This window comes from Pectobacterium brasiliense (assembly GCF_013449685.1).
Lineage (GTDB): Bacteria > Pseudomonadota > Gammaproteobacteria > Enterobacterales > Enterobacteriaceae > Pectobacterium > Pectobacterium brasiliense_A.
The window spans coordinates 83629-104869 of sequence record NZ_JACDSF010000042.1; the positions used below are offsets into that span (position 1 = coordinate 83629).

Annotated in this window: 20 protein-coding genes; 14 read left to right on the top strand and 6 right to left on the bottom strand. The window is 46.6% G+C overall.

All coding sequences use genetic code 11. The annotated features are described in order from the left end of the window. The first annotated feature begins 19 nt into the window (after positions 1 to 19). Positions 20 to 370: an ArsR/SmtB family transcription factor gene (locus H0248_RS16400; protein WP_180786715.1), complete on the top strand. Its 351-nt coding sequence runs from the start codon at positions 20 to 22 to the stop codon at positions 368 to 370. 14 nt (positions 371 to 384) lie between these two features. On the opposite strand, the gene H0248_RS16405 is transcribed toward H0248_RS16400, so the two are convergent. Then, the gene (locus H0248_RS16405) at positions 385 to 1641 is read right to left on the bottom strand and encodes an MFS transporter (RefSeq protein WP_180786716.1); all 1257 of its coding nucleotides are present in this window, start codon (positions 1639 to 1641) and stop codon (positions 385 to 387) included. A gap of 66 nt (positions 1642 to 1707) precedes the next feature. Here H0248_RS16405 and H0248_RS16410 point away from each other — a divergent pair, with 66 nt between their 5' ends. Both H0248_RS16410 and H0248_RS16415 read left to right on the top strand, forming a co-directional pair. After that, positions 1708 to 2163, top strand: coding sequence for a helix-turn-helix domain-containing protein (locus H0248_RS16410; protein ID WP_110162734.1), 456 nt, complete (start codon positions 1708 to 1710; stop codon positions 2161 to 2163). A 213-nt stretch (positions 2164 to 2376) separates the two neighbouring features. Next, positions 2377 to 3813: a glycoside hydrolase family 1 protein gene (locus H0248_RS16415; RefSeq protein WP_180786717.1), complete on the top strand. Its 1437-nt coding sequence runs from the start codon at positions 2377 to 2379 to the stop codon at positions 3811 to 3813. Here the strand turns inward: H0248_RS16415 and H0248_RS21925 are convergent. The 4 genes from H0248_RS21925 to H0248_RS16430 all read right to left on the bottom strand — a co-directional run bounded on the left by H0248_RS21925 (position 3760) and on the right by H0248_RS16430 (position 6944). Then, entirely contained in the window at positions 3760 to 4179 is a 420-nt protein-coding gene (locus tag H0248_RS21925) for a hypothetical protein (protein WP_219609232.1), read from the bottom strand. The genes H0248_RS16415 and H0248_RS21925 overlap by 54 nt on opposite strands. 272 nt (positions 4180 to 4451) lie before the next feature. Next, the gene (locus H0248_RS16420; protein WP_039503564.1) at positions 4452 to 4808 is read right to left on the bottom strand and encodes a hypothetical protein; all 357 of its coding nucleotides are present in this window, start codon (positions 4806 to 4808) and stop codon (positions 4452 to 4454) included. 224 nt (positions 4809 to 5032) lie between these two features. Then, complete coding sequence (locus tag H0248_RS16425) at positions 5033 to 5251, bottom strand: KTSC domain-containing protein (RefSeq protein ID WP_010279476.1); 219 nt, start codon at positions 5249 to 5251, stop codon at positions 5033 to 5035. Between the two features lie 277 nt (positions 5252 to 5528). Next, positions 5529 to 6944, bottom strand: coding sequence for a diguanylate cyclase (locus H0248_RS16430; protein ID WP_180786718.1), 1416 nt, complete (start codon positions 6942 to 6944; stop codon positions 5529 to 5531). A gap of 209 nt (positions 6945 to 7153) precedes the next feature. Between H0248_RS16430 and dsrB the strand changes: the two genes are divergently transcribed. Beyond that, complete coding sequence (dsrB, locus tag H0248_RS16435) at positions 7154 to 7357, top strand: protein DsrB (RefSeq protein ID WP_014915927.1); 204 nt, start codon at positions 7154 to 7156, stop codon at positions 7355 to 7357. A gap of 160 nt (positions 7358 to 7517) precedes the next feature. Here the strand turns inward: dsrB and H0248_RS16440 are convergent, their stop codons facing one another. Then, positions 7518 to 9239 (bottom strand): methyl-accepting chemotaxis protein, encoded by a 1722-nt coding sequence (locus H0248_RS16440; RefSeq protein ID WP_180786719.1) that lies wholly within the window; start codon positions 9237 to 9239, stop codon positions 7518 to 7520. A 302-nt stretch (positions 9240 to 9541) separates the two neighbouring features. On the opposite strand from H0248_RS16440, the gene H0248_RS16445 reads away from it, so the two are divergent. From H0248_RS16445 to H0248_RS16490, 10 genes are all read left to right on the top strand, one after another. After that, positions 9542 to 10474, top strand: coding sequence for a DMT family transporter (locus H0248_RS16445; protein ID WP_374705278.1), 933 nt, complete (start codon positions 9542 to 9544; stop codon positions 10472 to 10474). A 740-nt stretch (positions 10475 to 11214) separates the two neighbouring features. Then, entirely contained in the window at positions 11215 to 11565 is a 351-nt protein-coding gene (gene flhD / locus H0248_RS16450) for a flagellar transcriptional regulator FlhD (RefSeq protein ID WP_180786721.1), read from the top strand. 3 nt (positions 11566 to 11568) lie between these two features. Continuing rightward, the gene (flhC, locus tag H0248_RS16455) at positions 11569 to 12147 is read left to right on the top strand and encodes a flagellar transcriptional regulator FlhC (RefSeq protein ID WP_005970730.1); all 579 of its coding nucleotides are present in this window, start codon (positions 11569 to 11571) and stop codon (positions 12145 to 12147) included. A gap of 135 nt (positions 12148 to 12282) precedes the next feature. Continuing rightward, positions 12283 to 13170 (top strand): flagellar motor stator protein MotA, encoded by an 888-nt coding sequence (gene motA / locus H0248_RS16460; RefSeq protein ID WP_180786722.1) that lies wholly within the window; start codon positions 12283 to 12285, stop codon positions 13168 to 13170. Then, positions 13167 to 14222, top strand: a complete 1056-nt coding sequence (motB, locus tag H0248_RS16465) for a flagellar motor protein MotB (RefSeq protein WP_180786723.1) — start codon at positions 13167 to 13169, stop codon at positions 14220 to 14222. Before motA ends, motB begins: the two co-directional genes overlap by 4 nt. A gap of 39 nt (positions 14223 to 14261) precedes the next feature. Beyond that, positions 14262 to 16265, top strand: a complete 2004-nt coding sequence (cheA, locus tag H0248_RS16470; RefSeq protein ID WP_180786724.1) for a chemotaxis protein CheA — start codon at positions 14262 to 14264, stop codon at positions 16263 to 16265. Positions 16266 to 16299: 34 nt separating this feature from the next. Continuing rightward, positions 16300 to 16797 (top strand): chemotaxis protein CheW, encoded by a 498-nt coding sequence (gene cheW, locus H0248_RS16475; protein WP_010279509.1) that lies wholly within the window; start codon positions 16300 to 16302, stop codon positions 16795 to 16797. A 135-nt stretch (positions 16798 to 16932) separates the two neighbouring features. Continuing rightward, positions 16933 to 18615, top strand: a complete 1683-nt coding sequence (locus H0248_RS16480) for a methyl-accepting chemotaxis protein (protein ID WP_180786725.1) — start codon at positions 16933 to 16935, stop codon at positions 18613 to 18615. Between the two features lie 696 nt (positions 18616 to 19311). Continuing rightward, positions 19312 to 20184: a protein-glutamate O-methyltransferase CheR gene (gene cheR, locus H0248_RS16485; protein WP_180786726.1), complete on the top strand. Its 873-nt coding sequence runs from the start codon at positions 19312 to 19314 to the stop codon at positions 20182 to 20184. After that, on the top strand, positions 20184 to 21236 hold the full coding sequence (locus H0248_RS16490; RefSeq protein ID WP_180786727.1) for a protein-glutamate methylesterase/protein-glutamine glutaminase: 1053 nt from the start codon (positions 20184 to 20186) through the stop codon (positions 21234 to 21236). The genes cheR and H0248_RS16490 overlap by 1 nt, the downstream gene beginning before the upstream one ends. Positions 21237 to 21241: the final 5 nt, after the last annotated feature.

Below are 21241 nucleotides of genomic sequence, written 5' to 3' on the forward strand. Positions count from 1 at the left end.
TATATAGGTATTTGGCTATATGAACAAGCATGTGGCGACAACGGCCGATTTGCTGCGAGCGCTCGGCAATGAGCAACGGCTCATCATTCTTGAATGGTTGGCCGATCCTCGCGCACATTTCCCAGAACAGCAGGATGGCGATTTGGTTAAGGATGGGGTGTGCGTAGGGTTTATCACTGAGAAGATCGGCCTGAGCCAGCCAACCGTCACCGGTCATCTTCAATATCTTTCGAAAGCCGGGATTGTCACATCGAAGCGCATAAAAAACTGGGTGTTCTACAAGCTCGTCCCTGAGCGTTTAGAGGAGGCGACCTCGGTATTGTCTGAGCTTGCAAAGGTCGCCTCGCGTCACCATAAACCGTCAGAATAGGCCGTTAGCCGTCATCACTTCCCCTGAGATTTAGCTGAGCGAACCCGCGTAGCCCAGCTTGGCAGATGGGTGAAGGCAAGGACGACAAGCACGATACCGCCAGCCAGAAAGAAGGTCAGCTGCATGCCATGTGCGAGGGAAGTGGGGGCGGCATGGGCAAAATCTTCCGTACCGACACCCAAAGCGAAAATCTGCCCCATGAGCGATGCTCCGACGATCAGCCCAATATTGCGCGACAGGTTAAGCAGGCCAGAGACGGTACCGGGCTGATTTCCGGGAACCTCGGCAAGGGTGGAGGTGTTGTTTGCCGCCTGAAAGAGCTGGTAGCCTGGCGTCAGGACAATAATGGCAAGGATATAACCCGCGACGCCAAGCATTGTTGGCAAGATTGCTAGCATAAAGGTGCCAGCAATCACGAGGGAGAGTCCGGCGATGAGTGCCCGTCCACATCCCCAGGTATCGACCAGTCGCCCTGACGGAATGCCGCAGAAAATCGCAATAGCAGGGCCAATGGCCATCACCACCCCCACCAACGTTTCCTTCAAACCCAGACCCTGACCAAGGTAGTAGGGACCGACGATTAGCGTCGTCATCATGATGGCGGCGACGGCGGCATTGATCGTGAGGTTCGGCAACAGCGCCGTGTTCCGGAATGGTAACCCCCCTGATAATACAGCCTTGCCTTTCACCGGCGTGGCTGGCAGTAGGCTAAAAGCCATGAACAACACGATCGTGACCAGCGGGATCTGTATCCAGAACAGGCTACGCCATCCTGCTATCGCAAGCAGGAAGCCGCCGACAGAAGGGCCAAGCGCGGTCCCCAGTGCGGATACCGTTCCCAGTATCCCCATCGCTCGCCCGACATGCTTCTCCCCAGCCGTCTGCCTCAGCAGTGCCATGCCGAGCGTCATCAGGAAGGCTGCACCGATCCCCTGAAATGCTCTTGCCGCGATAAGTTGCCACAGCTGGGGGACAATGGCGCACAGCAGCGAAGCGATGACGAAGAGCCCAAGACCTGCAATGAAAACGGGTTTCAGCCCATAGCGATCGCCAAGGCGACCCGCGATCACAACCGAAAGCGCCATGGCCGCAAGATAGGCGATGACAACGGCCTGCACCTGCGCGAAGGGCGCAGAAAATACGGCTGTCAGCGTCGGAAGGGCAATATTGGCAATGCTTGTTCCCAGCGAGGCCGACAGTATTGCGAGTGCCAGTGTGATGGTGACCCCCGATTTGGCGTGCTCTGGTTCGCTCGGTTGGTTAATTGTCATTTTTTATCCTTGTCAGAATGTGGGTTCCAGAGCATGCTACAAATTCAAGTCGACTTGAGGTCAAGCATGAAATTTCTGGATATAGGCGAAATCGCGGAGAAGAGTGGCATCAAGCCTTCGGCGCTGCGTTACTACGAGGAAATTGGGCTAATTGCTTCGGTGTCCCGCCATGGGCTTCGGCGGCAGTTTCCTGCCGACGTGCTGCTGCAACTCAGGTTGATTACGATGGGGAAATCTGCGGGGTTCTCACTGCAAGAAATCGCCGGCATGTTTAACAAGGATGGGATGCCGGACTTGCCCCGCACTGCGCTGCATCAGAAGGCCGACGACATCGATCGGCAAATCCATGAGCTGACGATATTGCGCGACACGCTGCGGCACGTCGCCGACTGTTCTGCGCCATCGCATATGGAGTGTCCGACGTTCAGGAAACTTGTGGAGACCACGCATCGAAAGAGCCAGATGCGCGATCAAACGGGCAAGTCAGCCACGCGAAAAGTGCCTCAGAAAACGAAAAAATAACCTGCAATTTCGCTGTCCGGGGCGGGTTTTTCTATGCCGCCAGACCCACTTGTACCGGATATGCAACCGGTTCCTTATTTCTGTTCATGCCCTCTCTTTTCCTCTAGAATTTCCGCCATTCGGGTCGTGTTGAATCAAAGCAACGTCAGGCAGAACCACGACATTAAAGAATCATCTTCGATAAATAATCAGCATTGATAAAGGATAAGTGCCATGAGCGAAAGATTTCCGCACGGCTTTATGTGGGGCGGGGCTACCGCAGCGAATCAGGTTGAAGGAGCCTACAATATCGACGGCAAAGGGTTGTCGATTGTGGATGCCATTCCCGGCGGTAAAGCGCGTTTAAACATCGTGGCTTCCGATGCGTTTGACTTCACGCTGGATGAACAGCGCTACACCTATCCTAACCATAAAGGCATCGATCACTACCATCGCTTCCGTGAAGATATTGCGCTGTTTGCCGAGATGGGCTTCAAATGCTATCGCTTTTCGATTGCCTGGACGCGCATCTACCCGAACGGCGTTGAGTTGGAGCCCAACGAAGCGGGGCTGAGTCACTACGAACAGGTGATTGATACCTGCATCGCCCATGGCATTGAGCCTGTGATTACGATCTCTCACTATGAGATGCCGCTGCACCTTGCCACCGTCTTTGGCGGCTGGAAAAATCGTGAGTTAATCGGTCACTTCGAGCGCTTTGCCCGCACGGTGTTGGAGCACTTCGGCCACAAAGTGAAGTATTGGATGACCTTTAACGAGATCAACAGCGCTGCCCACTTCCCGATCATGAGTCAGGGGTTGACGGTGCAGACCGGTGCGCTGGATCCACAGGCGAAATTCCAGGCATGGCATAACCAGTTTGTCGCCAGCAGTCTGGCGGTGAAAATTGCGCATGAGACTAATCCGCAGATCCAGATCGGCTGCATGATCCTGTTTGCCACTCACTACGCCTATGACTGTAACCCCATCAATCAGTTGGCGGCGCTGAAAGAGACGCAGTCATTTAACTTCTACTGTGCGGACGTGCAGGCGGGCGGGAAATATCCCTACTATGCGAAAAGCCTGTGGCAGTCGCTGGGCGTCACGCTGGATATTCAGCCGGGAGATCTGGAGCTGATTAAGCAGCACACCGTCGACTATATCGGCTTCAGTTATTACATGTCTTCCACTACCTACAAAACTGATCCGGATGCAGCGGCAGCCCACGGCAACCTGCTGGGCGGGGCGCGTAATCCGTTCCTGGAAGCCAGCGAGTGGGGCTGGGAAATTGACCCGGTGGGGCTGCGAATTGCGCTTAACCAACTGTATGACCGCTACGAGAAACCGCTGTTTATTGTCGAAAACGGTCTGGGTGCGGTGGATAAGCCGGATGCAGATCATTACATCGCCGATGACTATCGCATCAACTATTTGCGTCAACACATCGAAGCGATGGCAGACGCGATTGCCGACGGCGTTGAGCTGATGGGATATACCCCGTGGGGCTGCATCGATCTGGTCAGTATGTCTACCGGCGAGATGAGCAAACGCTACGGCTTTATCTATGTCGAGTTGGATGACACGATTTCCGGCAGTGGCAACCGTTATAAAAAGAAATCATTCCACTGGTATAAGAAAGTGATTGCCACCAACGGTGGTGATATCAGCTAAATGAAGACTTCCCGGTGCTGATTCCCCTGCATCGGGAATGTTTTTGTGTGGACTTTTCCCGTTTTCCAGTGCTGAGGTAAGGTCGCGTTTCGTGAGCGCCCTCCTTAAAAGTAGATCTTCCAGAATGAGAAAACATGTTATGTCGAATCCATCAATACCGCGCTGTTGCGGCCCCTTGGCTGAATCCGGTGACAAATACGCGAATATCGGTGTTGGGGTTATCCAACATCCACTTGCTCGCTTGCACGAAAAACTCACGTTTTTCTTGATTGGCAACATCAAAATTGCTGGCCCCGAGATCCCTTCACGATAATCGATACCACTGCCTTGCATGCCAACGCTAGGATAATAACGATCGGCGTTCACTTGCTGGGCGATTCCCAATTGGGTATGTGATCAACGGTGCGTCCATCGGCATAGTTAAAGGCTTCTCGATATCCTCCAGATCAGTGACGCGTACCGGAACTGACCTAGTACCAGAGATTAGGCTGGTACAGGCACTAAGTACAATGCAACATAGCGCTGCTGTGATGAGTTTGCAGATCCGATATCGTAGAGTGTTATACATCCATTTATCCCTGATGCTGGATGTATTTACACTATCAAGAACAAGCTGCAGGAAGTCAGGTTTGTTGTCATTACGCGAGCTGTTGACCTTGTTCCGCCATTTCTTTTATACGTTCTTGCACTTTGAGATCTAACGCCATGCGTTCTTCTACTGGCATTGCCTCGTATTGCTCCTTGGATATTCCCATGGAGGCGAGTACGGAGAAGAATAATCTTTCTTCATGAGACATGGAGACCCAGTCCATAAACTCCTGTGCCGCTTTCGAGCGTTGAGGCTCAATTTTAGCGCTGGGTTCGTGTCTGGAGATCTGCCCGCTATCCTTTGCTTTCTCCAGTGCCATTTTGAAAGTATCTTCACTTGGCGCAATAGCGTGCTTACTGGTCTGGGCAAATAAAAGATTAGCCCCCTGAATATCCGATGTGATCATATAAACTCTCCATAGTTAGACAGGAGAGATACTCACATAGTCTGAAGGGATGCTATCGAAAAGATACCACCTGGATGTATGTTTAATTCACCGGATTAGTTGTGATAGTGGACCCGGAAGGCGGCGAGGGATTAACTAGCAAATCGATGTGGCGTAAAGCGACGTTTTACATCGCCGTTAAGGAACGGCGACAAACCCCAGCGTTGTTATTGGTTATTTCTTATCTATCTAATTTTACGGCATAAAAACTTATCTTTTATCACGCCATCAAAGAAACGGCCTTTAGAGACGACAGCGTCAGAAATAAATTTTTTATAGATAGACTCAGGCACGCCAACATATTGATAGATATCTTTATTATGAAACTCTATCTCAAGGTTGTGCGTCTTTGGATCGTACCCAATGGAATAAATTCGTGACGATAAAACCTGCTGTCGCTGCAATGCTCGTTCCTCATTTGTGCAAAATAAGATCAAACTATAAGAAGATTCACTGCATGACATATTATCGACGATCATGCGTATTTATTGAATATGTATCAAATTTTTGGTGGGTTGGTTAGTAAAATCGTTGGTTTATCGTTTTCATGCTGTGAATTTGTTCAATGAAGGGGAATTCATCTGTTTGGTTAGAGGAATAGTGCAAAACCTGCGATGATGAATAGCGGGCTATTCTTTTCGGTTGTGACCTGAAGCGCAGGTTTGCAACGAGATAAAATGATTATTCTTCCGGCGCGTATTCGATCCTGTTTCTACCGCTGGCCTTGGCCTGATAGAGCGCATCGTCTGCTGCCTTTATCAAGCATTCATAATCGGGATGACCGCTATAGACAGCGATGCCTGCGCTTATGGTCATTGTAACGCATTCACCGTTTTGAAGATAAATAGGGCGATCCTGGATTTTCTTTCTCAGTCGCTCGATGATGGTGTGGGCGGCGACTTTAGGCGTTTCAATAAGCACGATCATGAATTCTTCACCGCCGTAACGGAAAACATAGTCGCTGTTCCTCGTGCTCTCATAGAGCACTTCTGCAATCTTTTTCAGGATACTGTCGCCAGCGGCATGGCCATATGTGTCATTCACGGTTTTAAAATGGTCAATATCAATCATGGCGATGCTGAGCGAGGTGTTTGAGTGCATTGCCAGCGATATTTCATGTCTAAGAATGGTTGGCAGGAAGCGACGGTTTAACAGAAGGGTCAACGTATCCTTACCGCTTTCCAGTTTTTGGACTTCGTCAAATAGCGATCCCAGCAGCATATTTATTTTATAAATTTTGCTTCTGACCGTTTTAAGTAGCGGGGCATAATCCTGCTGTGTCAGTAGTGTGGTAGTACTATGGCCGCGAATGTAGTCATCCGTTTCCGTCATGATTGAGGCGATAGTGCGTATACCCTGAATATTACTGAAACTGGATTTCCCTTTATGGTTAAACCACAGGCCAAACTCTGAATCCCTCAGATCCTGGATGCTGGAAAGAGGCGTACCAGTGGCAACACTAAAAATAAAGGCATTTTCCCAATTTAGCAGCGATGCATTTTGACGCTCTCTCTCCATGCTGGCATTTTCCAGAATAGAAAATAGCCGATAGGATTCTTCATTTTTGGCTGCCAGATCGTGCGACTGTGAATAGGTTTTGCTCATTATCTCTATGGCAATATCCATAGAGATGGAGGCAAAACGCATGGCATCAAAGCATAGCGTTTTATCCTCTGCCGCCTGTGCGATGTCTTCATAAAGGTGCCATTTTAAACGCCGGGCTCCACGCTCAACCAGATCGACGGGAATACCAATGCGCGCATGAATCTGACCAATTTTCTTTTGATGATTAATCAGATCAGCCAGACGATCTCCGGTATTCGTTAAAATATCCACTATCCATTTGCTCATCGAACCATGGAGTCGATCGTGGACTTGCTGGCTGGAAAGAAACAGGGAAGCCTCTTGATCTTGGAGCATGTAGGAGTAAAACGCGTCAGCAAAGTCGGAGGCTTTCTGATCGGCGAGGGTTCGCAGTAGATTAAAAGATTTTTGTGAGGTTGTGGCTATCAATTGCATCCATTCTGATGTTATGACTTGATTGTAGTCTGGCTCACCGTTATCTCTCTGTTCATTAACGTTCAATAATTCGTTCAACTTTTAATCTCTTTTGCGAATATGTCGGATGCACTAGGATAGAAACGATCAATTTTTGCCTGAATAATTGGTATGTAATGACAGAGAGGGTCAATATGGCGTTGTTAAAAACAAATAAAATTAATCATTTCATGCAGGTACTATTCCTACTGTAGTCGTAAATGATAATGCTGTTTTTTTGATGTTAGAAGCTATTTTGAGATAAATTTATGAAAGTTAATGATCTGGTTACGGTTAAAACTGATGGAAAGACGCGTCGGGAAGGGACGATTCTTGCTGTAGAAACGTTTCAGGAAGGGATTATGTATTTAGTTGCATTAAAAGATTACCCTGCTGGTATCTGGTTTTTCAATGAGGTTGACAGCAAAGACGGGACGTTTGTTGAGCCAAAGATCTTGCCAGAAAAAGAGTAAAGGGAAACATACGATATACGAGCATTGTCCGAGTGAACAATGCTCGCTGTTATACCCGTCATACTTCACGCTGCATGTGCGTTGGCTTCTCTTACTCACCCCGGTCACCTACTTGAGTAAGCTTCCGGGGCATGCCATGCGCTTGCTGCTTTCTCCAGTATTAGAACGTTTCCCAGTTACCGTTTTCTGTATTAGCCTGGCGGGGCAGGGCGAGTGATGAACGGTCCTTAGCGGCGAGAGCGTTTGGCCGAACAGGAGCTGAATGGCTATTTGATAAATGGCTGGATAACTTAAATGTCGCAACGGCACGCGTAAGCAATGCTGCTTGCTCTTCCAACGATGCCGCTGCAGCACTGGCTTCCTGCACAAGCGAAGCATTCTGCTGTGTCACGCTGTCCATTTCTGATATCGCCTGACCGACCTGAGTAATTCCTCGACTTTGTTCGTCAGAAGCAGAAGCAATCTCCCCCATGATGTCGGTGACGTTAGTAACGGCATCGACGATCTCTTTCATGGTTTGACCTGCGTTATCAACCAGAACAGAGCCACTGCTGACCAGATTTACCGATTCAGAAATCAGCGTTTCTATCTCTTTTGCGGCTTGTGCACTGCGCTGTGCGAGGCTGCGAACTTCACTTGCTACGACGGCAAAACCGCGACCTTGTTCTCCTGCTCTGGCTGCTTCAACTGCCGCATTGAGTGCGAGAATATTCGTTTGGAAAGCAATGCTGTTAATAACGCTGGTAATTTCAGATATTTTCTTTGAGCTACCTGAAATACTGTTCATCGTGTTCACAACGTTTGCAACGATCTCACCGCCTTGTTTGGCCTTTCCTGAAGCATTTGCCGCGAGCTGGCTTGCATGGTGTGCATTTTCTGAGTTTTGCTTCACGGTTGCGGTTAATTGCTCCATGCTTGCCGCAGTTTGTTCAAGCGCTGAGGCTTGCTGTTCGGTTCGCGAGGAAAGGTCGGTGTTCCCAGATGAAATCTCCGTAGAACCTTGATAAATAGAGTCTGCGCTTTCCCGAACGGTAGTGACGGTAGTGACCAGAGAAGACTGCATTTGTTGAACGTTGCTGGCTAGCGTGCCAATTTCATTCCTGCCATAACGGTCCGATAGTTGAGTCAAATCACCTTGCGCAATACGCTGAATTCTCAGGACCAATTGATTGATTGGTTTGATGAGGATACTGCGCAGCAGGAAGAACGTTAGAAGCGTTAAAATGGTAGCCAGCGCAAAGCTGCCACCCATCAACGAATATCCAAGCAGTGCGTTTTTATGCGCGGTTTCGTTTAAGTCTTTCGCTCTTTGCGTGCGGTAAGCGACAGCCTCTAGCAAAAATTTATTATAGGCTAAATCTAGAACCCGAGTTTCTTCGGATTCGAGAGTGATAACCTCTTCAAATAGCCCTTGTTTTGCTGCAGTGAGCATCAGCATAATGCCTTGATTGACATAAGCATCATAGGATTTACGCAGATCGCCGTCCAACGCTATATCTTGAGGTGTTTTAATCGTGCGTTGTTCATAGACGAGAAAGGCTTTTTTTGATTGTTCCAGACGCTGCTCAGCCTGTTTCAGGTTGTCATTGAAGACCTGAGAGTCGCCAATACGAGCTGCCGCTGCGGCCTGAATGAGCAGCAGACGTGCAGTGCGAAGGTGGTTGGAACTGTTTGAGATCCCCATTCGGGTGTCGATTTCTTGTGTGACGTCGTCTAATGACTGATTGCTGCTTTGTAGAAAATAGCTGGATGTGCCGATAGATGCTGCAAATAACAGCATGATACCACCCAGAATAATGATGAATAAGGGAACTAGCCGTAAATTGCTCAGCATGCTGGCCTCGGCGTGCTGCTCAGACCTTGACGTTATTTTCATATCCATTCGCTCATTCTCAGGAGTTTATGATTTACCATGCCACTCGCTGCGGCATTGGCGTTTAGGTTTTAGTGTCTACATTAATGACAATTCATTAGCTAAACAACCAATGTAAAAGATAATCGGCTCATATTGGGAAACCTTAATCAAATTCGATGCGATCCGGATCACGTTTTTAACGCTTTAAAAAGAAAAGAGAAATACGTGATGAGAAATCATACAGCTTGAGAATAAAGAGTCTACCCCCTAACTTTATTTGTTTGAGGTTCAACGCTATTATGGCAAATCTATCTTCGGAGGGGTTTTTTTTGGAAAAGCGCACGCATTTTTTTTCTGATAAAAAAGTTGTTTTTTTTATCGCCACATTATGTTGTTTGCTCTGGGGAAGTGCTTATCCGGCAATTAAAAATGGCTATGAGCTGTTTCACATTGCAGATAATGATATTCCTGGGAAACTCGTTTTTGCGGGCTACCGGTTCACGTTCGCTGGGCTGTTGCTTTTGATACTTGCTGTGTTAACCGGACGTTCCATCGGGCGATTTCAGCGTGGGCAGTTAGTTCAGTTGACCACATTGGGAATATTCCAGACATCGTTGCAATATGTTTTTTTCTACATTGGTCTGGCATACACTACCGGCGTTAAAGGTTCGATCATGAATGCAACCAGTACTTTTTTCAGCGTACTGCTTGCTCATTATTTATACCAAAATGATAAATTAAATATCAACAAGCTAATTGGTTGTATATTAGGTTTTGCTGGTGTAATGGTTGTTAATATCAACAGTAACGGAATGAATATTGATTTTACGCTGTTAGGTGATGGGTTCGTTGTTATTGCTGCATTTATTTTGTCTGCATCTACTATATATGGTAAGCGTATATCACAAACGATGGATCCAACCGTTATGACCGGTTACCAACTGGCGATTGGCGGGATCATTTTAACGATATCAGGGTACTGTTCTGGCGGGACACTCATCATACCTGATTGGAAAGCTGTACTGATGCTAGGCTACCTGATTTTGCTTTCTTCCGTCGCTTTTTCATTATGGAGCCAATTGCTGAAATATAATCGGGTCGGTATGGTTGCACCATTCAATTTCCTTATCCCAGTTTCTGGTACGTTGTTGTCAGCACTGTTTCTGAACGAAAGCATTCTGGAGTGGAAATATTTCTTTGCACTGGTCCTGGTTTGCTCAGGTATTTGGTTGGTTAATCGAATTGTTAAAAGCGATCGGTAAATGCCTTTGTACCCAGATTACCTATTTCCTGAAGTACTGCCTGGATAGCCATTAATTTCTTTATTATCAATACAATAATCTCTTTTAGGCGAAATCGGTATGTTTTTTGTCGTTGCGGTTGTGTCCCTGCAGAGGGGAGCGAAATGTTGTTTCCTAATATGTGATTAAGCGTTTTTTGGGTAAAAAGTGTAAATTTTTCATGAAAGGTATAAACTTACATAACGGAGTGTGTTCTGGGCGCAAGGGATTTTTTGTATATCTATCATTTATATAGCAAGCAAATTGTTTCTTTTTTATTATTTTTCATGCTCTTTTTTGTAACGTTTAGTGTGCGATTTTGGCGAAAAAATAGACATAAAAGTGATCTGACCAGACAGAATTTAGTCCATAATGCTTTCATTTTTGTGATTGGTATCACATAATAGCCAAAATTATTATTACGTTGCGTTGTATGTGCTATGGATTAGACGGTACAGTTGCGCTGTTTTAGGATTAATCCTATGCTTTAGCTGAAGCGAGTCTTAAGTGTGGAACTAACAAAGCAACGGATGAACGGATCCTCCGCGTGAAGCGTAAAGTTGGCAAGTAACGATTGCCCGAATAATAAATGATAAAGTAGTAACTTGCAGTACCTGGCAACGATAGTTTTTTATGCCATCAATGGAGAGTGATTTTCGAACTGGGCGATATGGTCTATCACCTAACTTATGTTTTAAACATAGCCTGTCGGGATGGGAAATATGGGTACCTCTGAATTACTCAAACACATTTATGACATTAATCTGTCTTATTTGTTACTGGCGCAACGCTTAATTAATGATGAAAAAGCTTCTGCGATGTTTCGTCTTGGAATTAATGCCGAGATGGCAGATATCTTGATGCAACTGAGTTTACCGCAGATGGTGAAATTGGCAGAAACTAACCAGCTGATATGCCATTTTCGTTTTAACGATCACAATACAATCAAAGTCTTGACTCAGGAATCACGCGTGGATGATTTACAACAAATTCATACGGGAATTTTGTTGTCGAGTAACTTATTACAACAGTTAACTTCGAAAGAAGAAAACCTGCCTAAGAAAAGGGCATAAGTAATGGCGGAGAAAAGTATTGTTCAGGAGGCGAAAGACATCCAATTGGCGATGGAGCTCATTTCGCTCGGTGCTCGTTTACAGATGCTGGAAAGTGAAACACAGTTAAGTCGCGGGCGTTTGATTAAACTGTACAAAGAACTTAGAGGAAGTCCGCCACCCAAGGGAATGCTACCTTTTTCAACGGATTGGTTTATGACCTGGGAACAGAATATTCATTCATCAATGTTCTACAACGCTTACAGTTTTTTAATCAAGAATGGGCAGTGCAGCGGTGTTGAAGCGGTTATTAAATCTTATCGACTTTACTTGGAGCAGTGTGCGCCGCAGAGCGATTCTCCACTGCTGGCATTGACGCGGGCTTGGACCTTAGTCCGTTTTGTTGACAGTGGTATGCTGCAACTATCGTCATGTAATTGCTGCAAAGGGATGTTCATTACTCACGCTCATCAGCCTAAAAACAGTTTTGTCTGTAGTTTGTGCCAACCCCCTTCCAGAGCGGTAAAAAGGCGTAAACTTTCGCAAAATCTTGCCGATATAATACCTCAACTGCTGGATGAACAGGTAAAACACGCAGTCTGAGCCTGTAGCGATTTGTGAATCTATCACTGTTGGTTGCGAAAGCGGTGATAGATTTCTTCCTCTAAAACGTCTTGGCTACGGCTCCGCAGTTTTATCTCTCTTTCTGCCCACCCTTTTTTATTATAAGGATTTCTTGTGCTGGTTATATTGGGTTATGTCGTAATTGTGGCCTCGGTACTCGGCGGTTATCTCATGGTCGGTGGGGCCTTGGGTGCGCTTTATCAACCTTCGGAGCTGCTGATTATCGGCGGTGCTGCGGTAGGTGCTTTCATTGTTGGTAATAATGGAAAGGCGATAAAAGCAACACTACGTGCACTACCTCTTTTGGTCAAAGGCTCTAAGTATAATAAAGCATTGTATATGGACCTCATGGCTTTACTCTTCCGTGTGATGGCCAAATCTCGTCAACAAGGTATGCTTTCTCTGGAATTTGATATTGATAACCCTCGTGAGAGTGAAATCTTCTCAAGCTATCCGAATATTCTTTCTGACAACAATGTGGTTGAATTTATTACCGATTATTTGCGCTTGATGGTCAGCGGTAACATGAATGCGTTTGAGATTGAAACGCTGATGGATGAAGAGATCGAAACGATTGAGCATGAAAGTGAAATACCTGCATCCAGTTTGACGATGATGGGTGACGGTCTTCCTGCATTTGGTATCGTTGCTGCCGTCATGGGGGTTGTTCACTCGCTGGCCTACGTTGACCGGCCTGCGGCTGAGTTAGGGATGATGATCGCTCACGCTATGGTGGGTACCTTCCTAGGGATTTTGCTTGCTTACGGTTTTGTCTCCCCATTAGCCGCATTGCTGCGCCAAAAAAATGCAGAAAAAGTCAAAGTATTACAGTGCATTAAAGTCACTTTACTGTCGAGCCTTAATGGCTACGCTCCGCAAATTGCCGTTGAATTTGGTCGTAAAACACTGTACTCAACAGAGCGTCCTTCCTTTACCGAATTGGAAGAGCACATTCGTCGTGTGAAATCGCCGACTCAGCCTGCGTCGGACAGTAACGCATGAAACATCAGCATCCCATTATTCGCAAAAAGCGTAAGTCTGGGCATGGGGGTCACCATGGTGGCTCCTGGAAGATTGCCTACGCTGACTTCATGACAGCAATGATGGCATTGTTTCTTGTAATGTGGCTTATTGCCATTTCTACGCCAATGCAACTGGCGCAAATCGCAGAGTATTTTCGTACCCCGTTAAAGGTTGCATTAACTTCGGGTCCTAAATCAAGCGACAGTTCCAGTCCCATCCCAGGTGGAGGGAATGACCCCACTCAGCAAGATGGTGAAGTGAAAAAAGTCATCAAAACGGATAACGTGGAAAAGAAGTTGGATGAGGCAAGGCTCAATAAATTGCGTGAACGTTTGGATCAGTTAATTGAGGCTGACCCTCGATTACGAGCACTCCGCCCACATCTGTTAATTGAAATGATTGATCAAGGGTTACGCATCCAAATTATCGATAGTCAAAATCGCCCCATGTTTAAAACTGGGAGTGCACAGGTTGAGCCCTATATGCGAGATATCCTGCGTGCGATAGCCCCTATCTTGAACGATTTCCCGAATAAGTTGAGTATATCAGGCCATACTGATGATGTTCAGTATACGACGGGGGAACGTGGTTATAGTAACTGGGAATTGTCCGCGGATCGTGCTAATGCATCACGTCGAGAGCTTATTTTTGGGGGCTTGTCTGATGGAAAAGTTTTGCGCGTTGTGGGTATGGCTGCGACAATGCACCTAAAACAGGCGGTAAGTGGGAATGATGCGATTAACCGGCGTATCAGTTTGTTGGTATTGAGCAGACAAGCTCAAAAGGATATTGAAGAAGAAAATGCAGAAAGTTCTGCTGTAAATATAGACAAGGTGGAAAATTTACAAAATATGGAGTTGAATAAGCCTAAACCTACCACTCCGGCTGCCGAAAATAGTGATAACAACAATATGAGTGGAAGTGGTGGGGCATCGCCACAACCAACTAATGGCGTTTCTGCTCCAGAGCGTCAGCAGCCAACCACTGCGTTGCCTGCTGCGCCTGATAGCCAGGCGACGCCTTCTAAATAAGCCGCGATTCACAGCAGAGGTGACCACGTGAGCATGGACATGAGTGCTTTCTATCAAACGTTCTTTGATGAAGCAGATGAATTACTGGCCGATATGGAACAACACTTATTGTTGTTAGATCCGTCAGAACCTGACACCGAACAGTTGAATGCGATTTTCCGTGCAGCCCACTCCATAAAAGGGGGCGCTGGCACATTCGGTTTTAAAGTATTGCAGGAAACTACGCACCTGTTAGAAAACCTACTCGATGGTGCAAGACGTGGCGAAATGCGTCTTAGCACTGATATCATCAACCTGTTTCTGGAAACAAAAGACATTATGCAGGATCAGTTGGACGCTTATAAAACCGCACAGGAACCCAATGCTGAAAGCTTTGAGTATATCTGTCAGGCCTTGCGCCAGCTTGCTCTGGAGTCTAAAGCCGAGGGTGATGCAGCACAGCCTGATGCGTCGGTTGCAACATCGCACTCTGCTAGCCCAGCATCTAACGGCGCAGGTAAAGGTGAAATGCGTATCGCATTAACTGGCCTGAAGTCTCAGGAAATACCTCAGATGCTGGAAGAGCTTGGCAATCTGGGGACGGTTAAAGATCCTCACCAAACTGACACTAGCGTAGAAGTGACATTAGTCACGTCTGAAAGCGAAGACGATATTAGCGCGGTACTGTGTTTTGTACTTGAGCCTGAGCAAATCAGCTTCAAATCTGCTGTGGCCAGCCAACCTGTTGTCGCTGAAGCCGTAGAGACAGTGGCTGTAGTTGAAGCGCCCGTCGTCGCCGCTCCAGTAGCTCCGTCTGCGCCAGTTGCTGCAAAACCGCAAGCTGCACCGGAAAATGGAAAAAATAAAGCAAAAACCGGTGATACCAGTATTCGTGTAGCAGTAGAGAAGGTTGACCAACTTATCAACCTCGTTGGTGAGTTAGTGATTACGCAGTCCATGCTGGCGCAGCGCTCAAGTGAACTCGATCCTGTGGCACACGGCGATCTGCTCAACAGTATGGGGCAGTTGGAACGTAACGCTCGCGATCTGCAAGAATCAGTTATGTCCATCCGTATGATGCCAATGGAATATGTATTTAGCCGTTTCCCTCGATTGGTTCGTGACCTAGCTGCGAAATTGGATAAGCAGGTTGAACTCACGCTGATGGGGAGCTCGACTGAGCTGGATAAGAGTTTGATCGAACGTATTATCGATCCTCTGACGCACTTGGTGCGTAACAGCCTCGATCACGGTATCGAATCTCCAGATAAACGTGTAGCTGCAGGCAAGTCTGCGGTGGGTAACTTGACGCTCTCTGCGGAACATCAGGGCGGTAATATCTGTATTGAGGTTATCGACGATGGAGCAGGGCTCAACCGCGAGAGAATTTTGGCTAAAGCCTTGTCCCAAGGTTTAGCTGTTAATGATTCGATGTCTGATGAAGAAGTGGGCATGTTGATCTTTGCTCCAGGTTTTTCAACCGCTGAAAAAGTCACGGATGTTTCTGGCCGTGGTGTCGGCATGGATGTGGTGAAGCGAAATATTCAGGAAATGGGAGGTCATGTCGAAATCCACTTCCAGGCTGGAAAAGGCACGACGATCAGAATTCTGTTGCCATTAACGCTCGCCATCCTTGATGGGATGTCCGTTAAAGTTAACAAAGAAGTCTTTATTCTACCGCTTAACGCCGTGATGGAGTCCTTGCAACCGCAGTCGGAAGACCTGTATCCGTTAGCTGGCGGAGAAAGGGTATTACAGGTTCGTGGTGAATATTTACCTCTCGTTGAACTGTTCCATATCTTTGATGTGGATGGCGCTAAAACGGATGCTACTCAGGGGATTGTCGTTATTCTGCAAAGTGCTGGTCGACGTTATGCCTTGCTGGTCGATCAACTGATTGGGCAGCATCAGGTCGTCGTCAAAAACCTGGAAAGTAATTATCGCAAGGTGCCAGGCGTTTCAGCCGCTACTATCCTTGGTGATGGCAGTGTTGCGCTGATTGTGGATGTTTCAGCGTTACAAGCGCTTAATCGTGAAAAGCGTGCGGTTGAAACTGCTGCTTAATAAAACAGATCGTTAATAAAGGGTGGAAAACAACATGACTGGACTTGCAAGCGTCACGAAATTAACTGGCGAAACAGTAGGACAGGAATTCCTGATTTTTACGCTGGGTGACGAAGAGTACGGCGTTGATATTTTAAAAGTACAAGAAATTCGTGGTTATGATCAGGTAACGCGTATTGCCAACACACCTTCCTTTATTAAAGGTGTGACCAACCTACGCGGTGTCATTGTACCGATCGTTGACTTGCGCATTAAATTCGCCAAGCAGGATGTTGAATACGATGACAACACGGTTGTCATTGTTCTCAACCTGGGTCAGCGTGTTGTCGGGATTGTTGTAGATGGCGTGTCTGATGTGTTGTCATTGACCGCAGACCAAATCCGTCCTGCACCGGAGTTTGCTGTAACGCTGTCAACAGAGTACTTGACTGGTTTAGGTTCTCTGGGCGAGAGAATGCTGATTCTGGTTGATATCGAGAAACTGTTGAGTAGCGAGGAAATGGCGCTGGTTGATAGCGTATTGAAAGTCTAATCTATCGGCCTTCAGGGGCTGCGAAAGTGGCCCCAAAAACCTTCCTTAGCTACATCCTTGTCAGTTCAGAAATTCGTAAAGATATCCAGAATAATGCCGATAATATCGGTGGTTGGTCTACTCAAAAGGCGTTATATGTTTAACCGTATAAAAGTTGTTACAGGTCTGATGCTTGTACTGGTGTTGTTTGGGGCGCTTCAGCTTATTTCTGGTGGTTTATTCTTTAGTGCATTAAAAAATGATAAGGATATCTTCAGTTCAACGCAGGTTATTAACCAAAAGCGTTCCGAGCTGGATTCAGCATGGTCATATTTATTACAGACCCGCAATACACTTAACCGTGCGGGGACGCGTTTTGCACTCGATGCAAGCGGTACGGGAGCGGGTGTTGGTGGCAAAGAGCTTCTTATCTCTGCTGAAAAGCAGCTCGCGGTGGCAAATGATTATTTCCTTCGATATGAGAAAATACCTCAAGATACACGGCAGGATGACAGTATTTCTCGTAGTGTAAAAGAAAACTATGTCGCTCTGAATGCTGCATTGACTGAACTGATTCAGTTTTTAAATGCAGGGGAATTTAAGAAATTTATTGAGCAACCAACCCAGCGCTTTCAGGATAATTTTGAAAAAGCGTATTATGTCTATAAAGCAGAAAACGATAAACTTTATCAGGCTGGTATAGCTAAAAATGATGCTGCTTATGATTCGGCGCTTTGGATCTTAAGTTCCATTATTATTCTTGTTTTTGCCCTAGCGTTGTTTTCCTGGTTTGGTATTCAGCAGTTATTAATTAGACCGCTAAATAGTATCGTTGAACATATTCGCCATATTGCGAAAGGCGATTTGACAAAAACGACTAATTTTCACAGCAGTAATGAAATGGGCATACTGGCTGACAGTATTCGCCATATGCAAAGTGAGTTTGTTTCAACGGTTAGTGCGGTTCGACAAGGCGCTGATGCCATTTATACTGGTGCTACAGAAATTAGCGCGGGTAACAACGATCTTTCATCGCGAACCGAGCAACAAGCTGCTTCATTAGAAGAAACGGCAGCAAGCATGGAACAGTTGACCGCAACAGTTAAACAGAATGCGGAAAATGCGCGTCAGGCCAGCCAGTTGGCGCTGAGTGCCTCAGAGACGGCGCAGAGGGGGGGCAAGGTAGTCGATAATGTCGTCAAAACCATGCACAATATTGCTGGAAGTTCACAAAAAATTGCCGATATTACTAGTGTGATTGATGGTATTGCTTTTCAGACTAACATTCTTGCGCTGAATGCGGCGGTTGAAGCAGCCAGAGCTGGGGAACAAGGTCGTGGATTTGCGGTTGTTGCAGGTGAAGTCCGTAATTTGGCACAGCGTAGTGCTCAGGCCGCGAAAGAAATTAAAAGTTTGATTGAAGATTCTGTCAGCCGAGTCGATGAAGGTTCTGTACTGGTTGAAAGCGCAGGCGAGACGATGGGAGAAATCGTCAGTGCTGTCACTCGTGTAACGGATATTATGGGCGAAATCGCCTCGGCTTCTGATGAGCAAAGCAAAGGTATTGATCAGGTCGGCTTGGCTGTAACTGAGATGGATCGGGTTACGCAGCAAAACGCCTCCTTGGTTGAAGAGTCTGCTGCTGCTGCTGTTGCATTGGAAGATCAAGTGAAAATACTGAATCAGGCCGTTGCCGTATTCCGTCTCTCTGAAGATGCGAGCTCGTTTAGAAGGACAACTCTAGCGACAGCGCAAAAAACCGCATTGTTAGCTTCATCAGCGAATGGCGGTAAAAAATCTAAAGAAGGTTCACCAAATGGTAATTGGGAAACGTTCTAAGCAGAATTGTCATATAGACTATACACTAAATAATTAGAGTTGCAGGCAGGCGGCAAGAGAAGGACAAATTCGTCGGGAACGAATTTGACCAGCCAACGGCTGGCCTCCGGTGAGAGACAGGATGTCTCTCATTTAATCCCGATGAGCTTACTTGAGTAAGTGATTCGGGTGAATGAACGTAGCCAACGCATATGCGGCTTGAAGTAACGGGTATATAAGTAACCCAAGCTCTAGGGACGCTGAGCTAATCTCCAGCCGCTGATATTTAGGTGACTGGGTGATTGTCAACTCGCCATAATTTAGAAAAATGAACATGCGAGTAATTGATTGATGCACACTTGAGGTTGGTGAGTAATACAGCAGTTGGTGCTTTGAAGCAGAGTAATTCGTGATATTGTTTAATCTGTAACTTATGTTATGGATATGGTGGGGTTAGTATTAAAGCCAAATAATAAAGCAGGTAGCACAGCAGTGATGAGAGGGACAGAGCCACCCGATAGCATGTCGCTGTGGTAGAACGAACACGCTGACTTGTTCAGTTTGCAGAACTTGCGGGATGTATTACCAATAAAGTGTCAGTTTCAATCGTAATGCGATGAGTAATTGACGAATGACAATAAAAATCTGCGGTAGCTGTGAAGGAAAGTTCAAATTGAAAAAACATCATAGCAAGCATCAGTATCCGAGCAGTATGATATGAAAAGTACGCCATCGAGAAATCGCCCCGAGTCTGCTTCTATTCTGACGCAGATGGTTGACAGATTGCCGTTGTCGGATACCCATTTTCGCCGAATCAGCCAATTAATATATCAGCGTGCTGGCATTGTCCTTGCCGATCACAAACGTGAAATGGTTTACAATCGTTTAGTTAGACGTCTTCGCTTGCTTGGAATCAATGATTTCGGTCAGTACTTAGCACTATTAGAGTCAGATCCTAACAGTGCAGAATGGCAAGCTTTTGTTAATGCGTTAACCACTAACTTGACGGCATTTTTCCGCGAAGCTCACCATTTTCCTATCTTGGCTGAGCATGCCAAAAAACGTCCGAACGGTTACACCATCTGGAGTACGGCCGCTTCTACAGGGGAAGAACCGTATTCATTGGCGATGACTCTTGCTGAAGTTTTGGGTAATAAAGCGAGCGGGTGTCAGGTATGGGCCAGCGATATTGATACGCAGGTATTAGAAAAGGCAACCGCTGGCATCTATCGCCAGGAAGAGTTGCGATCTCTTTCTCCACAGCAACTACAGCGGTTTTTTTTACGCGGTACTGGGCCACATAGTGGTTTGGTTCGTGTTCGCCCTGAGCTTGCGTCAATGGTGCATTTTCAACAACTCAATCTGCTCGCACCTGATTGGTCCGTTCCTGCGCCATTTGATGCTATTTTTTGTCGTAATGTAATGATTTACTTCGATAAAGAAACTCAAGAACGTATTCTCCGTCGATTCGTCCCGATGCTTAAGCCGGGTGGGTTGTTATTTGCTGGGCATTCAGAGAATTTCAGCCAGATCAGTCGTGAGTTCTATTTGCGTGGGCAAACTGTATATGGGCTGGCTAAGGAAAGATAATGAGCAAGATAAGAGTGTTATGTGTTGATGATTCTGCCTTAATGCGTCAGATCATGACTGAAATAATTAATAGCCATTCTGATATGGAAGTTGTCGCAACTGCGCCAGATCCATTAGTTGCTCGTGATTTGATTAAAAAATTCAATCCTCAGGTATTAACACTGGATGTTGAAATGCCTCGTATGGATGGGTTGGATTTTCTAGAGAAACTTATGCGTTTGCGCCCAATGCCGGTTGTCATGGTATCGTCCCTGACGGGAAAAGGTTCAGAAATTACGCTACGCGCGCTGGAGCTTGGTGCGATTGATTTTGTCACCAAACCTCAGCTAGGTATCCGTGAAGGTATGCTGGCATACAGCGAACTGATTGCGGAAAAAATTCGTATGGCTGCGAAAGCGCGCCTGCCGCAACGTAGCACTGGGGTAGAGCCGACAAGGATTATTCAACATACGCCATTGTTAAGTAGTGAGAAATTGATTGCGATTGGTGCATCAACGGGTGGGACGGAAGCGATACGGCATGTATTACAGCCCCTGCCGCCGACAAGCCCTGCATTACTGATCACTCAGCATATGCCACCTGGCTTTACGAAGTCTTTCGCCGAGCGTTTGAACAAGTTGTGTCAGATTACGGTGAAAGAAGCAGAAGATGGGGAACGTGTTCTTCCTGGTCATGCATACATTGCACCAGGCGCACGCCATCTTGAACTGGCTCGTAGTGGGGCAAACTATCAAGTACGTTTAAATGATGGACCTCCTGTTAATCGTCATCGTCCATCAGTTGATGTGTTATTCCGTTCGGTTGCTCAATACGCTGGGCGAAATGCTGTAGGGGTAATCCTTACTGGGATGGGGAATGATGGGGCTGCTGGCATGTTGGATCTCCATCAGGCCGGCGCTTATACCCTGGCCCAAAATGAAGCAAGTTGTGTAGTTTTCGGGATGCCACGTGAAGCGATTGCGATGGGTGGCGTCGATGAAGTGGTGGATTTGCACCAGGTGAGTCAGCGTATGTTGGCACAAATCTCTGCCGGACAGGCATTACGTATATAAGCAGC